The sequence below is a fragment of the Alteromonas sp. DY56-G5 genome (assembly GCF_041414725.1).
In the GTDB taxonomy this organism is placed as follows: domain Bacteria; phylum Pseudomonadota; class Gammaproteobacteria; order Enterobacterales; family Alteromonadaceae; genus Alteromonas; species Alteromonas macleodii.
The window spans coordinates 14,462-29,149 of record NZ_JANHZQ010000018.1 but is presented as its reverse complement, the minus strand read 5'-3'; the positions used below and the strand labels follow the sequence as shown (position 1 = coordinate 29,149).

General features: G+C 45.6%; 12 protein-coding genes. 10 read left to right on the top strand and 2 right to left on the bottom strand.

The window, feature by feature from the left end; translation table 11 throughout:
* Nucleotides 1-3: 3 nt before the first annotated feature.
* The 8 genes from pilW to NO989_RS10715 all read left to right on the top strand — a co-directional run bounded on the left by pilW (nucleotide 4) and on the right by NO989_RS10715 (nucleotide 8,941).
* Nucleotides 4-1,194 carry a type IV pilus biogenesis/stability protein PilW gene (gene pilW / locus NO989_RS10750; RefSeq protein WP_371342512.1) on the top strand — a complete coding sequence of 397 codons (1,191 nt, stop codon included), beginning with the start codon at nucleotides 4-6 and terminating at the stop codon, nucleotides 1,192-1,194.
* Nucleotides 1,195-1,200: 6 nt separating this feature from the next.
* Nucleotides 1,201-2,238, top strand: a complete 1,038-nt coding sequence (locus tag NO989_RS10745; protein ID WP_371342511.1) for a RodZ domain-containing protein — start codon at nucleotides 1,201-1,203, stop codon at nucleotides 2,236-2,238.
* An 8-nt stretch (nucleotides 2,239-2,246) separates the two neighbouring features.
* Nucleotides 2,247-3,365 carry a flavodoxin-dependent (E)-4-hydroxy-3-methylbut-2-enyl-diphosphate synthase gene (gene ispG, locus NO989_RS10740; RefSeq protein ID WP_014950167.1) on the top strand — a complete coding sequence of 373 codons (1,119 nt, stop codon included), beginning with the start codon at nucleotides 2,247-2,249 and terminating at the stop codon, nucleotides 3,363-3,365.
* Nucleotides 3,366-3,447: 82 nt separating this feature from the next.
* Nucleotides 3,448-4,731 (top strand): histidine--tRNA ligase, encoded by a 1,284-nt coding sequence (hisS, locus tag NO989_RS10735; RefSeq protein WP_014979825.1) that lies wholly within the window; start codon nucleotides 3,448-3,450, stop codon nucleotides 4,729-4,731.
* 12 nt (nucleotides 4,732-4,743) lie between these two features.
* The gene (locus NO989_RS10730) at nucleotides 4,744-5,364 is read left to right on the top strand and encodes a tetratricopeptide repeat protein (protein ID WP_014950165.1); all 621 of its coding nucleotides are present in this window, start codon (nucleotides 4,744-4,746) and stop codon (nucleotides 5,362-5,364) included.
* Between the two features lie 44 nt (nucleotides 5,365-5,408).
* Entirely contained in the window at nucleotides 5,409-6,668 is a 1,260-nt protein-coding gene (gene bamB, locus NO989_RS10725; protein WP_014950164.1) for an outer membrane protein assembly factor BamB, read from the top strand.
* 289 nt (nucleotides 6,669-6,957) lie between these two features.
* The gene (gene der / locus NO989_RS10720) at nucleotides 6,958-8,403 is read left to right on the top strand and encodes a ribosome biogenesis GTPase Der (RefSeq protein ID WP_014979823.1); all 1,446 of its coding nucleotides are present in this window, start codon (nucleotides 6,958-6,960) and stop codon (nucleotides 8,401-8,403) included.
* 358 nt (nucleotides 8,404-8,761) lie between these two features.
* The gene (locus tag NO989_RS10715) at nucleotides 8,762-8,941 is read left to right on the top strand and encodes an exodeoxyribonuclease VII large subunit (RefSeq protein ID WP_371342510.1); all 180 of its coding nucleotides are present in this window, start codon (nucleotides 8,762-8,764) and stop codon (nucleotides 8,939-8,941) included.
* On the opposite strand, the gene NO989_RS10710 is transcribed toward NO989_RS10715, so the two are convergent.
* Together NO989_RS10710 and xseA are read right to left on the bottom strand one after the other, a co-directional pair.
* Nucleotides 8,938-10,095 (bottom strand): hypothetical protein, encoded by a 1,158-nt coding sequence (locus NO989_RS10710; RefSeq protein WP_371342509.1) that lies wholly within the window; start codon nucleotides 10,093-10,095, stop codon nucleotides 8,938-8,940. The genes NO989_RS10715 and NO989_RS10710 overlap by 4 nt on opposite strands.
* A 15-nt stretch (nucleotides 10,096-10,110) precedes the next feature.
* Nucleotides 10,111-11,463, bottom strand: a complete 1,353-nt coding sequence (gene xseA / locus NO989_RS10705) for an exodeoxyribonuclease VII large subunit (RefSeq protein ID WP_039218116.1) — start codon at nucleotides 11,461-11,463, stop codon at nucleotides 10,111-10,113.
* Between the two features lie 100 nt (nucleotides 11,464-11,563).
* Between xseA and guaB the strand changes: the two genes are divergently transcribed.
* Together guaB and guaA are read left to right on the top strand one after the other, a co-directional pair.
* On the top strand, nucleotides 11,564-13,033 hold the full coding sequence (guaB, locus tag NO989_RS10700; RefSeq protein ID WP_014950158.1) for an IMP dehydrogenase: 1,470 nt from the start codon (nucleotides 11,564-11,566) through the stop codon (nucleotides 13,031-13,033).
* Nucleotides 13,034-13,103: 70 nt separating this feature from the next.
* Nucleotides 13,104-14,681, top strand: a complete 1,578-nt coding sequence (guaA, locus tag NO989_RS10695; RefSeq protein ID WP_371342508.1) for a glutamine-hydrolyzing GMP synthase — start codon at nucleotides 13,104-13,106, stop codon at nucleotides 14,679-14,681.
* Nucleotides 14,682-14,688 lie beyond the last annotated feature (7 nt).

The window sequence follows — 14,688 nt, the reverse complement described above, 5'->3', positions numbered from 1 at the left end:
ACTATGGTTGCGGGATTGCGAGCTTCACTTAAAATTGGCTTTTTAAGCGCGATTATTTTCACTTCTGGCTGTGTCAGTAATAGCCAGTCAGGGTTGTATGGCGGTAACTTCGATCACGAAGAAGCCGCCAAAACACGCATGTCCCTTGGTCTTACCTACCTTCAAAATAACAACTACACGCAGGCAAAAAAGAACCTCGACAAAGCGCTTGAGTTTAATCCACGCTCTGCAGACGTTCAGTTCGCTATGGCATATTACTATCAGCTGGTGGGCGATAACCTTCGAGCGGAAGAGTACTATGAAACTGCTATCGACCTAGCGCCTAACAATGGCGATATTGCCAACAGTTATGGCGCGTTTAAGTGCCAAAACGGCGAATACGAAAAAGCCAAAGCGTATTTCTTTGATGCTATAAATAACAGGCTTTACGCTAACGCAGCGCAAACCTACGAGAACTTGGCATTGTGCGCGCAAAGTCAAGGTAAGCTAGATGAAGCGATCGGCTATTTTCAAGACGCATTAAAACATCAGCCTGCCCGGGGCAAAAGTCTGTTCTTACTCAGTGAACTTTACACGGTTTCAGAACAATGGGAACTTGCTGAATCTACGTTACGAAAATACGAACGTGTTGCCAAAGTTACGCCTGATTCATTGTGGTTAGCTTATGAAATAGCCAAAGGGAAAGGGGACCTAGAGACTGCAAAGGGTTATGGCGAAATGATGATGTCATTGTTCCCTGAAAGTGAGCTTACTAAACGTTACTTAGTGCAACGTGAAAGTATGCAAAACAGAGTGGTTAAAACCGTCAAATCTACACAGCCAAACGATTCTGAAACAGAAATAAGCGAAAACCAAACAAATACCGACGGGCTTGCACAAACATCATCAAACGATAAAGAAAATGAAAAGAGCGTTGCCCAAGACAACGACGCTCAGCGTCAATCTCAGAGCAATAACTCCGACAACGCTCCTACAGCCACAGCTAACACACCAGAAAAAGTACAAAATACTGAATTATCTGTGCAAAGTGATAAATTCCATGTAGTAAAAGAAGGTGAAAACTTATATCGTATTTCTTTATTGCACAATATCAAAATGGCAACACTGCAAGAGTGGAATAACCTTGAAAATACTGGCGCTATTATTGCTGGTCAGACGCTTTGGTTAGTACCACCGAGTATGCAGGAGGAATAAGGTTTAATGGTGTCGGAAGAAAAAGCGAATCAAGAAGTTACTTCGCAACAACAAGAAAACACGCCAAGTCCAGGGGCAATGCTAAAAGCGCGCCGTGAAACGCTAGGTTTGTCTCAACAAGATATTGCTGATAAATTATTTTTGAAAGCTAAACAAATCAATGATTTAGAAAATGATGTCATTGATGAAAAGTCTTCGGTGACTTTTACAAAAGGATACGTGAGAAATTATGCCAAGCAATTAGGCATGAATTCTCAAGAAGTTATAGAGGCATTCGAACGCTTCCACAATCAAACATCTGTACCGTCTTCAGAGAAATTACAGAGCTTTTCAAAGCGTGTCGCAAAACAGACACACGATGACAGGTGGATGATGGTAACTTATGTTATTTTACTTCTTATCATTGCCGCCGTTGTCGTTTGGTGGTATCAACAGCCTAGTGACGACACGGTAGCTGAACTGCCACTTAGTGAGGCTGTTAAGCGAGAAGCCGCTAATACGCCTGTCCCATCGGCGGGCACAGATACTGACAGTGTAACTACTGACGCCTCGCCCTCGCAGGGTGATACGGCTGGAAACAATCAGCTAGACACGGGCGTGAGCAATAGTACAAGCTCAGAAACCAGCGGTGCGTTCAGCGACCAAGATAGTGGTTTTAACCAAGACGGTAGCTTGAATGATGGTGCAATCTCAGCACCCGATACAGAGGTAAATGATAGCAATAACCTAACCGCTCTGGTTGATTCTGCGAGTAGTAACGAACCCCAACCCAACCTTAATGTGAATAGTCAGTCTGATGCAGCGCCAATTGCTATGGTTTTCACTTTCGACGATGACTGTTGGGTTAATATAAAAGACGCGTCTGGAGAAGCTATTGCCTATGGGGTAAAGCTAAAAGGACGAGTTATGGAAATTCAAGGCGTTCCTCCTGTTGAAGTTACGCTCGGTGCACCGGATAATGTGCGCATATCAGTTAACGGCGAGTCTGTTGATATTTCTTCATACCAAAACGGTAAAACAGCTCGCTTCACACTTCCTTTATAGGTAATTAGATGTTTGCAGAAAGCCCTATTAAGCGCAGAAAGTCTACGCGTATTAATGTAGGTAACGTCCCCATTGGTGATGGCGCTCCCATTGCTGTTCAATCTATGACGAATACGCGGACCACTGATGTGGCAGCGACCGTCGATCAAATAAACCGTATTGTTGCAGTGGGTGGGGAGATCGTTCGAGTATCTGTGCCCACGATGGAAGCGGCTGAAGCATTTAAAGAAATTAAAAAGCAGGTGAGTGTGCCACTCGTTGCAGACATTCATTTCGACTACCGTATCGCACTTAAGGTTGCTGAATACGGCGTAGATTGTCTGCGTATTAACCCAGGTAATATAGGTAATATGGAGCGTGTGCGCTCTGTGGTCGATTGTGCAAAAGACAAAAATATTCCTATTCGCATTGGTGTGAACGGTGGCTCGTTAGAAAAAGACTTACAAGAGAAGTACGGTGAGCCAACGCCAGAAGCGCTGGTTGAATCCGCAATGCGTCATGTGGATATTCTCGACAAACTTAACTTTGATCAATTCAAAGTCAGCGTTAAAGCGTCAGATGTTTTCTTAGCTGTTGGCGCCTATCGTTTATTGGCACAAAAAATAGACCAGCCGCTTCACTTAGGTATTACCGAAGCAGGTGGTCAGCGCGCCGGCGCCGTGAAGAGTGCAGTTGGCTTAGGTATGCTATTGGCTGAAGGTATTGGTGATACGTTGCGCGTATCGTTAGCCGCTGATCCGGTGGAAGAAATCAAGGTAGGCTTTGATATTCTGAAGTCACTGCGTATTCGCTCGCGCGGTATAAACTTTATTGCTTGCCCGAGTTGTTCACGACAAGAATTCGATGTAATCGGCACAGTGAATGCTCTTGAGCAGCGATTGGAAGATATTCTTACGCCAATGGATGTCTCTATCATCGGTTGCGTGGTTAACGGCCCAGGCGAAGCAGAAGTGTCTGATTTGGGCCTCACTGGCGCACGTAACATGAGCGGCCTATATGAAGACGGTAAGCGCGTTAAAGAACGTCTTCCTAACGACGATCTAGTGGATAAGCTTGAAGCTAAGATTCGCGCCAAAGCATCGCGTATGAGTGAACAAAATAAAATTCAGGTCTCGGTTAAAGACTGAGACATTTTTTGTTCATTGTTGTTTATTCCCAAAGCCCCTATAATGCGGGGCTTTTCACTATTTAGCAGTATGAGAATTTCACGTGGCTAAGACTATTCAGGCAATTCGAGGCATGAATGACTGCCTACCGGAGATTTCCGGTACATGGCAGAAGGTAGAATCTGTACTTCGTCAGGTTGTGGCGAGTTATGGTTACCAGGAAATACGTACTCCCATCGTTGAAAGCACCGACTTGTTCAAGCGCTCTATCGGTGAAGTTACCGATATCGTTGAAAAAGAAATGTATACCTTCGAAGATAGAAATGGCGACAGCTTAACGCTACGTCCAGAAGGTACGGCAAGTTGCGTGCGCGCAGGAAACGAGCACGGCTTATTGTACAACCAGCAGCAACGCCTGTGGTACATGGGGCCAATGTTCCGTCATGAACGTCCACAAAAAGGGCGTTATCGCCAGTTCCATCAGTTCGGTGTAGAGACCTACGGTATGGACGGCCCTGACATCGACTTAGAAGTGATTCTTCTTAGTGCACGCTTTTGGAAAGCTTTTGGTATTGAGCAGCACGTAAAACTTCAAATAAATACGTTAGGTTCAAATGAAGCGCGTGCTGCATATCGCGATACGCTGGTTGATTTCTTAAAACAGCGTGCAGACCAGCTCGACGAAGATTCACTGCGACGACTTGAAACGAATCCACTTCGCGTACTCGATTCAAAGAACCCTGATGTTCAAGCTGCTATTGCCGATGCGCCAGCGCTAATCGATCATCTTGATGAAGAATCTAAAGTACATTTTGAAACCTTGTGTTCGCGCTTAACGCAAGCAGGTATTGAGTTTGAAATTAATCCTCGTCTAGTGCGCGGATTAGATTACTACAACCGTACTGTGTTTGAGTGGGTGACAGATAGCTTGGGAGCCCAAGGTACAGTGTGTGCTGGAGGCCGTTACGATGGCTTGGTAGAGCAACTCGGGGGCAAAGCAACGCCTGCGGTTGGTTTTGCTATGGGTATTGAACGTTTGGTACTGTTGCTAACCACGTTAACCGAAGAAGGTCAGGACTCAAGTTTCGCAGACGTTTACGTAACGGCGATGGGCGAAGAGGCACAGTCATACGCTATTGAGGTAGCAGAGCATCTTCGAAATACGCTTCCTAATACACGCATAATGATGCACTGTGGCGGCGGCAATTTTAAAAAACAACTAAAGCGTGCAGATAAAACAGGCGCACGTTTAGCGCTGCTTTTAGGCAATGACGAAATGCAGTCTCGCGAAGTAGGTGTTAAACCACTGCGCGATGGTCAAGAACAAGTTACAGTCAGCTTCGATACCTTATCTGATAAGGTTGCAGAGATGCTGAGCGCAAAATAAAAAGAGGACATCATGGAACAGTTCGCAACAGAAGAACAACAAGTAGAAGCGATTAAACGTTTTTGGAAAGAGCACGGTACTGCAATTATTGTCGGTGCAGCGCTTGGTCTAGGTGGCCTTTGGGGCTGGAGAGCGTATTCAGAAGCGCAAATTGAAACTAAAGAAGCGGCATCGGTTGCCTATCAAAATGCCGTAGAGACTTTTGGTACCGAAGGCAGTGACGCAAAAGTTAAAGCTTTTATCGAAGAGAACAAAGACAGTGGTTATGCAAGCATCGCTAGTCTTCTTGCTGCTAAGCAAGCGGTAGATGCCGGTGATTTAGACGCTGCAGCTTCTCACCTAAATAGCGTAGTAACCTTTGCCGAAAATGACGAATTGAAAGTACTTGCCTCACTTCGTTTGTCGCGTGTGCAAATTGAAATGAACCAGCTGGACGCGGCGTTGTCTACGCTTAGCAATGTAACAAACGACGCATTTGCAGCAGAAGTTTCTGAATTAAAAGGCGATGTGTATCAAAAACAAGGCAAGTTTGATGATGCTCGCTTAGCTTATTCAAATGCGTTAGAAAAAAATGCCAACAATCCGCTTTTACAAATGAAGTTAGATAACCTATCGGTATCTGCTGCGCAATAAGCGAAAGCCTTAGGGCTGGTATAAATAATAAAGAGGTACGCAATTTGTTTCACAACACGTGTGGCCGTAAAGGTCGATTTGCTCGCACGATAGGTATGGCACTCGCGGTGTCTATCACAATGTCTGGCTGCTCAACTATTTCAGACTGGTTTGCAGATGACGAAGAATTAGAGATTCGTCGTTTAAAGCCTATTGAGGCTAAATTCACACCTAAATTAGTGTGGGATCGCGATATTGGTGATGGCGTTAATCATTACTTCTCTCGTCTTCGCCCTGTTTATGCCTATGACAAGCTTTATGCTGCCGATCGCCATGGCGCCGTTGTCGCGATGGACCCTGAGTCGGGTAAGGTGTTGTGGGAGAAAGATTTCGCACAGTTTCGCTCTGAGGGCATGCTAAGCTCAGTCACTAATTTGTGGCGTAGCGGTGAGACTGCACGTATTGGTGGTATCGCCGTAGCAGACAGACACGTGTTCATTGGTACAGAAAACGGCTATGTAGCTGCAATGGATGCAGAAACCGGAGAGTTGGTTTGGGATGCGTCTGTTCCCGGTGAGATTTTAGCGGCTCCGGCAGCTGATGAAGGTATCTTAGTGGTTAACACGGGTGCTGGTAGCTTATTTGGTTTTAATACCCGCACTGGTGAACAGTTGTGGAGACACGAAGGTGATACTCCTCCGCTAACATTACGTGGTATTTCTGGCCCAATCGCATCTAACGGTGGTGCTATCATCGGCACACCTACAGGTAAGATTCAGGTTAATCTTATCGAAACAGGTGTACTTGCGTGGGAAACGGTAATTGCAACGCCTTCTGGTGCAACAGAGTTAGAGCGTATTGTTGATATCGACACAACGCCTGTTTTATTTGGCGGCACGGTTTACACGGTTTCTTACAACGGAACATTAGCTGCTGTAGAGTTACGTTCAGGTCGTGTAATTTGGAAACGTGAATATGCATCGTTTCGCAATTTGAATATCGACGGCAATAAAATTTTTGTTGTAGACAACAACTCTAACGTTTATGCCCTTGATAGACGAAACGGCGTAGAGCTTTGGTCTCAAGGTTCACTTAAGCATCGCTCATTAACGGCTGCTACTCCAGTAGGCGACCATGTGGTTGTTGGTGATAACTGGGGCTTTCTACACTGGATTGAACAAGAAACAGGTGAAGTTGTTGCACGCCTAGATGTTGGCGGCGATGACGAAGATGATTCAATCTATGCTGCGCCGTTGAAGGTTGATGATAAGATTATAGCGGTAACACGTAATGGCGTAATAGCGTCGGTGCAAGTTCCAAAGTAACAGGAACGTTTCGCTAATATTTAAACAGAAAAGGTGCTTAAAGCGCCTTTTTTTATACCCCGCGGTTTTTCGGGCCTAAACTTGGCAATTATCAATGGGTAGACGGTTTCTCTTCGTATTATTGAACGCCATTGGTATTAGGTAGTGAACAAGGTATAATGCGCCCATTCTCAAAAGCCTCATAGTAATTCACCTCTCGTTAGAGAATACAGCTCCCGAACGTTAGTTGTAATAGATGGTGTATGCGGCTTGTGCTTTTTTAGCTTTCATGACCCCTAGGATCTGATAAATGTTACCCGTTGTTGCTTTGGTTGGCCGCCCTAATGTTGGTAAGTCAACCTTGTTTAATCGCCTTACAAATACCCGTGATGCACTAGTTGCTGACTATCCGGGGCTAACTCGCGACCGTAAATACGGCCAAGCGAAATTTGAAAAGCGCCAGTTCATAGTAGTGGATACCGGCGGTATTACGGGCGATGAAGAGGGCATTGATGCTGAAATGGCACAACAGTCTTTGTTAGCTATAGAAGAGGCTGATGTCGTATTGTTTTTGGTTGACGCCAGAGCAGGTATGCTGCCAGCCGACCAAGGTATTGCTGATCATCTTCGACGCATAAACAAAAAAGTGTTTGTTGTGGCGAACAAGGTTGATGGAATTGACGGCGATAGCGAAAGTGCGGAATTTTACTCCTTAGGCTTAGGTGATATTAAGCAAATTGCTGCGGCGCACGGTCGCGGTGTTAGCCAATTGCTGCAGGACGCCTTAAAGCCACTTGAATCTGATTTCCCGGACATGGAAATTGTCGATGAGGAGCCTGAAGAAGAAGAGGATGCTGAAACGCAGCGTCAACGCCTTCAAGAGTTACCTATCAAACTTGCTATCGTAGGTAAGCCCAACGTGGGTAAGTCGACACTGACAAACCGCATTTTAGGTGAAGAGCGCGTGGTGGTATTCGACATGCCAGGCACCACCCGTGACAGCGTGTACATTCCAATGGAAAGGGATGAGCGTGAATATATCCTAATCGATACCGCGGGCGTGAGAAAGCGCAAGAAAATTAGTGAAGCCGTAGAGAAGTTCTCTATTGTTAAAACTCTTCAGGCAATTGAAGAAGCTAACGTAGTGCTATTGGTTATTGATGCCAGAGAAGGTATTACCGACCAAGATCTTAGCCTATTAGGCTTTGTGCTTAATTCAGGTCGTTCATTAGTAGTTGCCGTGAACAAATGGGACGGATTAAGTACTGACGTGAAAGACGACATAAAGCGCGAGATGGACCGTCGTTTAGGCTTTATCGACTTCGCTCGAATTCATTTTATTTCTGCGCTTCATGGTTCGGGTGTTGGTAATTTATTTGAGTCTGTACAAGAAGCGTATATGAGCGCGACCAAGCGTATTAATACCGCGCTGCTTACACAAATTATGGAAATGGCTCAGGATGACCATCAACCTCCGCTGGTGCGTGGTCGCCGAGTTAAAATGAAGTATGCTCACGCAGGTGGTTACAACCCACCGGTTATTGTTATTCACGGTAATCAAGTGGATGACTTACCAAGCTCTTATAAGCGTTTCTTGATGAACTATTTCAGAAAAGCGCTAGAAATTATGGGCACGCCTATCAAGATAGAATTCAGAGAAGGCAACAACCCGTTTGAAGGTAAAAAGGCTAATTTGACCTTGGCGCAGCAGCGCAAGCGCCGTCGTATGATGTCTTATTACAAAGATAAAAAGTAGCCTTTTTAAGGATTGGGCGCTATTTCTGACCAAGTGGCGATAGCGTCCATGCTTTTACATTACTCAATTTCCCCACTATTGTGGCATGATGAAATCCCCAATTAGACTCGCTTTAGCGTGAATTGCATTTTGCCAGTCGTATTCAACTCTACGGTTTTCTTGATTTAATCTGCTAGGTCATTATTACACTTAGATTGTATTCTTTTCCTGCTATTCCCACTTTCTCTTTGCTCACACATTCAGTCATTTATAGGTACGTACCTTTGAATTCGGGAGGTTACCACGAATGTGAAATTTGGAGCTGTTTTTGCAGACACTACCTGTTTAGCAGACAGCCAGCAGCGTTTTGGGAGATAAAGTGTCAGTAGAAAAATTGGTTAAAGTCGCCTCACCACTTCAAAAAAATCAAATGTATAACTGGTTTGATAGGTATAAACCAAAAGAGCAGCAAAAAGTATATATTCTCACCGCCAAAACAGAAGAAAAGCCAACGTTGAGTTTGCAGCTAGTTAAACGACGCTCTGCGAAAAAAGCTTAACGCGCGCTTTCCAAAAGCAGAGAGCGAACCTTTTTCATCATTTCAGACTCTTGCGGAACTTCTACGTTAACAATCAATTGATTGACAATATTGTCTGAAAAGTCAGGAGGAAAAGTCGTAGACACTTTTACGATTTTATCTTGTAGCTTAAAGACATAGGTTGTCGCGTAAATTGTTGGTGATGTTTCAGATGCCGCGCTCAGCCCCAATCTCCATCCTCTTAATGCGCTGTTTACCTCGTAGCGTGAGGCTGGGCTGATTTGAGACAACGTTAACTGCTGTAAATCGGCTGTAGCACTAGCTCGTTGCAGATCACTTTCTAGTTGCTTAGGAAGTAGCTCGTTTTCATCTGAAGAAAGCTGATCTAAAAAGGGATATACGGTGACATCAACGAGCGCATCTTCAAACTCAGGGTGTATATAGCGAGTAATTGCACCGTTAAACGGGTCTGGATATAACTGAGTATCTAATTTAGTGAAGTCGCCAATGGCGTTTGGTACCTGTAATCCACCCTTATAGTCGCTAGCTTCTAGCGCATCGAACAAAAACTGGCTGGTAAATAATCCAGAATGTTTGGCATGTTGAATCCAGCGGGCAATCAACGATTGAGCTTCTTCTTCGGCTAAAGCGGTTTCCGTTTTCACATCTGTGTTTCCTACGGCACTCGCATCAAATGAAGATGAGTCAATTTCTATCCCTCGCCATTGTAAAGTGAATTCTGCAAATTGTTTTGCGTGCTGTCGATGCATGCCAGGCGCTGCGCCAACATTAGCAATCAATAGTTCGTAGTCGTTTCCTTCGCCATAAGGGAACAAATGACTGAACTCTCCTGATTCGCTTAGGAGTTTAATAAAGCTGTCGGGCGAAATAGCATCTTCAAAACATAAATTAGTGGATTGAGAAGCATTAGCTTCGCTTAATGCTCGCTGGGCTCCACAAGCCCTGAGTAACGTCTCGCTCGGGTAGGTAGAAAAAACAGAGACAGGTTGATTGACCATAGAAGCAAAGGTGAAGTCAGGCACTAGTAACAGAACAAAAACGCACAAAGGTGTTAAAATTTTTGATACAGCGAACCGCTGTGACTTTAGGCTCCAAAATGCACAGGCCCGCTGGTAAATACTGGAAAAGGAAAACGCGTTTACATGAACGGGCATAATACTTAAGGCTACCTATTGCCGCTGAATGTGTGTCACTGTACTGGTTATTTCTCCGTCAGTCACCCGAGATTTTATCTCATCACCTACATTTACTTTATTCACGCTATTAATGGCTGCTTTGTCGGACAAAGTAATGCTGTAACCACGCGCGAGCGTTGAAAGAGGACTTACGGATTGTAAGAGGCTAACTTTACCACCAAGTTCATTTTTTTTGCTTCTAATGAGTGTATTCATGCTTGATAAGAGCTTGGTGCTAGCGTAATTCAGTTTGTCTTTTGCACGCGCCACGTTTGCTGATGGCGATTGTTTGTTTAGCCTGTAATCAAGACCTTGTAATCGCTTCTCTGCTTTTGCCAAGTCGTTTTGCATCTTATGCGCTAAACGAAGTTGTAGTCTGTCTAACGTTTGCCACTGCGATTGGATGCGGCTTTGTGGATGCAACGCATTTAGCCGTTGTTTCTTTAAAACAAGCTGTTGTTTACTCGTTTGAAGGTACTGATGTATTGCCCTTGCTAAGCGTTGTTTTTGTTGACTTAGCGTTTGGTAAAGAGCGGCAGAATCCTGACTTAAGATTTCGGCAGCAGCAGATGGGGTAGGGGCGCGAACATCGGCGACGAAGTCACTAATGGTGAAGTCTACCTCATGGCCTACGGCGCTAACTATGGGAAGGGCACTTGCAGCGACTTCTCTTGCCAAGCTTTCATCATTAAAACACCACAAGTCTTCTAATGAACCTCCGCCTCGCGTAAGTAACAGCACATCCACTTCTGCGCGGCGGTTAGCCGTTCTTAACGCATTAATTAACTGTAAAGGTGCGGTTTCACCCTGAACCATCGACGGATAAACAATGATTTCGGTTTGTGGGCTGCGTCGTTTTAATACACTCAATACATCATGAAGCGCTGCACCGCTTGATGAAGTTATTACGCCGATGCGATTAATACGTTCAGGTAGCGCACGCTTGTTAGCAGTATCGAACAAGCCTTCATTGTTGAGTTTGAACTTTAAGGCTTCGAACGCTTGCTTAAGCGCACCTTCGCCATCGCTTTCCATGTGTTCGACAACCAGTTGATAGTCGCCGCGTGCTTCGTAAAGGCCAACCGACGCTCGCACTAAAATTTTGTCGCCTTCTTTAGGGCGAATGCGAACATTGCGGTTTGATCCCTTGAACATGGCCGCGCGAACTTGGGCTTTGTTGTCCTTCAGCGTGAAATACCAATGCCCTGATGCGGCTGCCACAAAGTTGGATATTTCAGCCGATAGCCAAATAAGGCCAATTTCGCCTTCCAGTACGGTTCTGGCTAAGCGATTTAGCTTGGTAACTGTTAAAATTTGTCGAGACGTAGATGGCGAATTTGTAAACATAAAAAAAATCACTGGGTTTAATACATTTAGAGTTTACCTGAAAACTAAAAAACACTACAATTGCGCCGCAATTAACCCTCAACTGAATAGGTGTTGTTGCATGCTACGTATCATCCAAGAAGCCCTGACGTTCGACGATGTGTTGCTGGTTCCCGGCCACTCGACCGTCCTCCCTCACACAGCCAACTTACAAACACGCCTTACGCGTGGCGTAACGTTAAATATTCCAATGGTGTCTGCTGCCATGGACACGGTTTCTGAAGCCCGTCTAGCTATTGCGCTAGCCCAAGAGGGTGGTATTGGTTTCATTCATAAAAACATGAAGCCCGAAGAGCAAGCCAAACACGTACGTGAAGTTAAGAAATACGAAAGTGGTGTGGTATCTGACCCGGTAACGGTTGAAGAGAATGCGACCATTGGTGAAGTTATCGCGCTTTCTAAGCGTCTTGGTTACTCTGGCTTCCCGGTGACTGACAAAGATAATAACCTAATTGGTATTGTGACAGGCCGCGATCTTCGCTTTGAAAAGCGTTTGAATTTGCCTATTAGAAACGTAATGACCGGTAAGGATGATCTGGTTACCGTTAAAGAAGGTGCAAGCTCTGATGTGGTGTTAGATCTTATGCACGAACACCGCATTGAGAAAATTCTTGTCGTCGACGACGCGTTTAAGCTTACAGGCCTGATCACTGTTAAAGACTTCCAAAAAGCAGAAAACAAGCCTAACGCATGTAAAGACTCGCTTGGTCGCCTACGTGTTGGTGCTGCGGTAAGCGTTGGACCAGGTACTGACGAACGTATTGCACTACTTGTAGATGCAGGCGTTGACGTTCTACTTATCGATACCTCTCACGGTCACTCGCAAGGTGTTATTGACCGCGTGAAGAAGGTACGTGCAGACTATCCAGATGTACAAATTATTGCGGGAAACGTTGCGACGGGCGATGGCGCGAAAGCACTTGCCGATGCCGGCGTAGATGCTGTTAAAGTGGGAATTGGCCCTGGTTCAATTTGTACTACCCGTATCGTAACCGGTTGCGGTGTGCCTCAAATTACTGCGGTATCAGATGCAGTAGAAGCGCTTAAAGATACTGACATTCCAGTAATCGCTGACGGCGGTATTCGTTTTTCGGGTGACATTGCTAAGGCGTTGGCTGCTGGCGCAAGCTGCGTAATGGTTGGCAGCATGCTAGCAGGTACTGAAGAAGCGCCAGGCGAAGTAGAACTTTTCCAAGGCCGTTATTACAAGTCATATCGCGGTATGGGTTCACTAGGCGCTATGGATCAAAGCCACGGTTCGTCAGACCGTTACTTCCAAGATTCTGATAACGCTGAGAAATTAGTACCAGAAGGTATTGAAGGCCGCGTAGCGTACAAAGGTCCAATTGCTAATATTATCCATCAGCAAATGGGCGGCTTGCGCTCAGCCATGGGCTTAACGGGCTGCGCAACGATTGAAGAGCTCAATACCAAGGCACAATTTGTGCGCGTAACTTCAGCCGGAATGGGCGAGAGCCACGTGCACGATGTAAGCATTACCAAAGAAGCGCCAAATTACCGTTTAGGTTAAGGCGACCGACGACTGCGAGGCTGGTACTACACCAGCCTTTGTTCTTTTATTTAACGGGTAAAAATAAAACATGACCACAAATATCCACGACCAACGCATACTTATTTTGGATTTTGGCTCGCAATACACGCAGTTGATAGCACGTCGTGTTCGCGAAATAGGCGTTTACTGTGAGCTTTGGGCTTGGGATGTGACCGAAGAGCAAATCCGCGAATTTAATCCTCAAGGGATTATTCTGTCAGGTGGCCCAGAGTCAGTAACCGAAGAAGGCTCACCACGCGCGCCCGACTACGTATTTGAAGCCGGCGTGCCAGTGCTAGGCGTGTGCTATGGCATGCAAACCATGGCACAACAGCTAGGTGGTGGCGTACTGGGTTCAGACAAGCGTGAATTTGGTTATGCGCAAGTAGAAGTGATTAAACCAAGCCCGCTGCTGGATAAAATTGAAGATGCGATAGGTGATAACGGCGCGGCGCTGCTTGATGTATGGATGAGCCACGGCGATAAAGTGGCAGCTATTCCCGAAGGTTTTGAAACCATCGCGCAAACCGCTTCATGCCCACATGCTGCAATGTATAACGCAGAGAAGCAATTCTATGGCGTGCAGTTCCACCCTGAAGTGACTCACACTCGCCAAGGCATGCGTCTATTAACTCACTTTGTGATGGACATCTGTAAGTGTGAAAAGCTCTGGACAGCTGGCGCAATTATTGACGATGCCATTGAGCGTATAAAAGATAAGGTGGGCGATGAAGAAGTTATTCTTGGCCTTTCAGGCGGCGTAGATTCTTCAGTAACAGCCATGCTGCTTCACCGCGCGATAGGTGACAAACTTACTTGTGTGTTTGTAGACAATGGCCTGCTTCGCTTAAATGAAGCTGATCAGGTAATGGAAATGTTTGGTGACCATTTCGGCCTTAACATTATCCGTGTAGACGCTGAAGAGCGTTTCCTTGATCGCCTAAAAGGCATTGAAGATCCTGAGCTTAAACGTAAAGCTATCGGTAATGAGTTTGTTCGTGTATTTGACGAGGAAGCGGGTAAGCGTGAAAACGCGAAGTGGTTAGCGCAAGGTACTATTTACCCAGACGTTATTGAATCAGCGGGTTCTGCAACGGGTAAAGCGCACGTAATTAAGTCGCACCACAATGTGGGTGGTCTTCCAGAAGATATGGAGCTAGGTCTTGTTGAGCCACTGCGTGAACTCTTTAAAGACGAAGTACGCAAAATCGGCCTTGAGCTAGGTTTACCGTACGACATGCTTTACCGTCACCCGTTCCCTGGTCCGGGTCTAGGTGTTCGTGTACTTGGTGAAATTAAGAAAGAATATTGCGACTTACTACGTCGTGCTGACGCTATCTTCATTGAAGAGCTATATGCAGCTGACCTATACCAAAAAGTAAGCCAAGCTTTTACCGTATTCCTTCCAGTGCGCTCAGTTGGCGTAATGGGTGATGCGCGTAAATACGACTGGGTAGTAAGCCTTCGTGCAGTAGAAACCATCGATTTCATGACAGCTCACTGGGCACATTTACCCTACGACTTCCTAGGTAAAGTGTCTAATCGCATTATCAATGAAATTGACGGCATTAGTCGTGTGGTCTACGACATTTCTGGTAAGCCACCTGCTACGATTGAGTGGGAGTAAACGGGTG

Excerpts from the sequence above, each read along its gene's own strand:
- pilW (WP_371342512.1), top strand. The coding sequence starts at position 4 with ATGGTTGCGGGATTGCGAGCTTCACTTAAAATTGGCTTTTTAAGCGCG.
- NO989_RS10745 (WP_371342511.1), top strand. The coding sequence starts at position 1,201 with ATGGTGTCGGAAGAAAAAGCGAATCAAGAAGTTACTTCGCAACAACAA.
- ispG (WP_014950167.1), top strand. The coding sequence starts at position 2,247 with ATGTTTGCAGAAAGCCCTATTAAGCGCAGAAAGTCTACGCGTATTAAT.
- NO989_RS10730 (WP_014950165.1), top strand. The coding sequence starts at position 4,744 with ATGGAACAGTTCGCAACAGAAGAACAACAAGTAGAAGCGATTAAACGT.
- der (WP_014979823.1), top strand. The coding sequence starts at position 6,958 with ATGTTACCCGTTGTTGCTTTGGTTGGCCGCCCTAATGTTGGTAAGTCA.
- NO989_RS10710 (WP_371342509.1), bottom strand. The coding sequence starts at position 10,095 with ATGCCCGTTCATGTAAACGCGTTTTCCTTTTCCAGTATTTACCAGCGG.
- xseA (WP_039218116.1), bottom strand. The coding sequence starts at position 11,463 with ATGTTTACAAATTCGCCATCTACGTCTCGACAAATTTTAACAGTTACC.
- guaB (WP_014950158.1), top strand. The coding sequence starts at position 11,564 with ATGCTACGTATCATCCAAGAAGCCCTGACGTTCGACGATGTGTTGCTG.
- guaA (WP_371342508.1), top strand. The coding sequence starts at position 13,104 with ATGACCACAAATATCCACGACCAACGCATACTTATTTTGGATTTTGGC.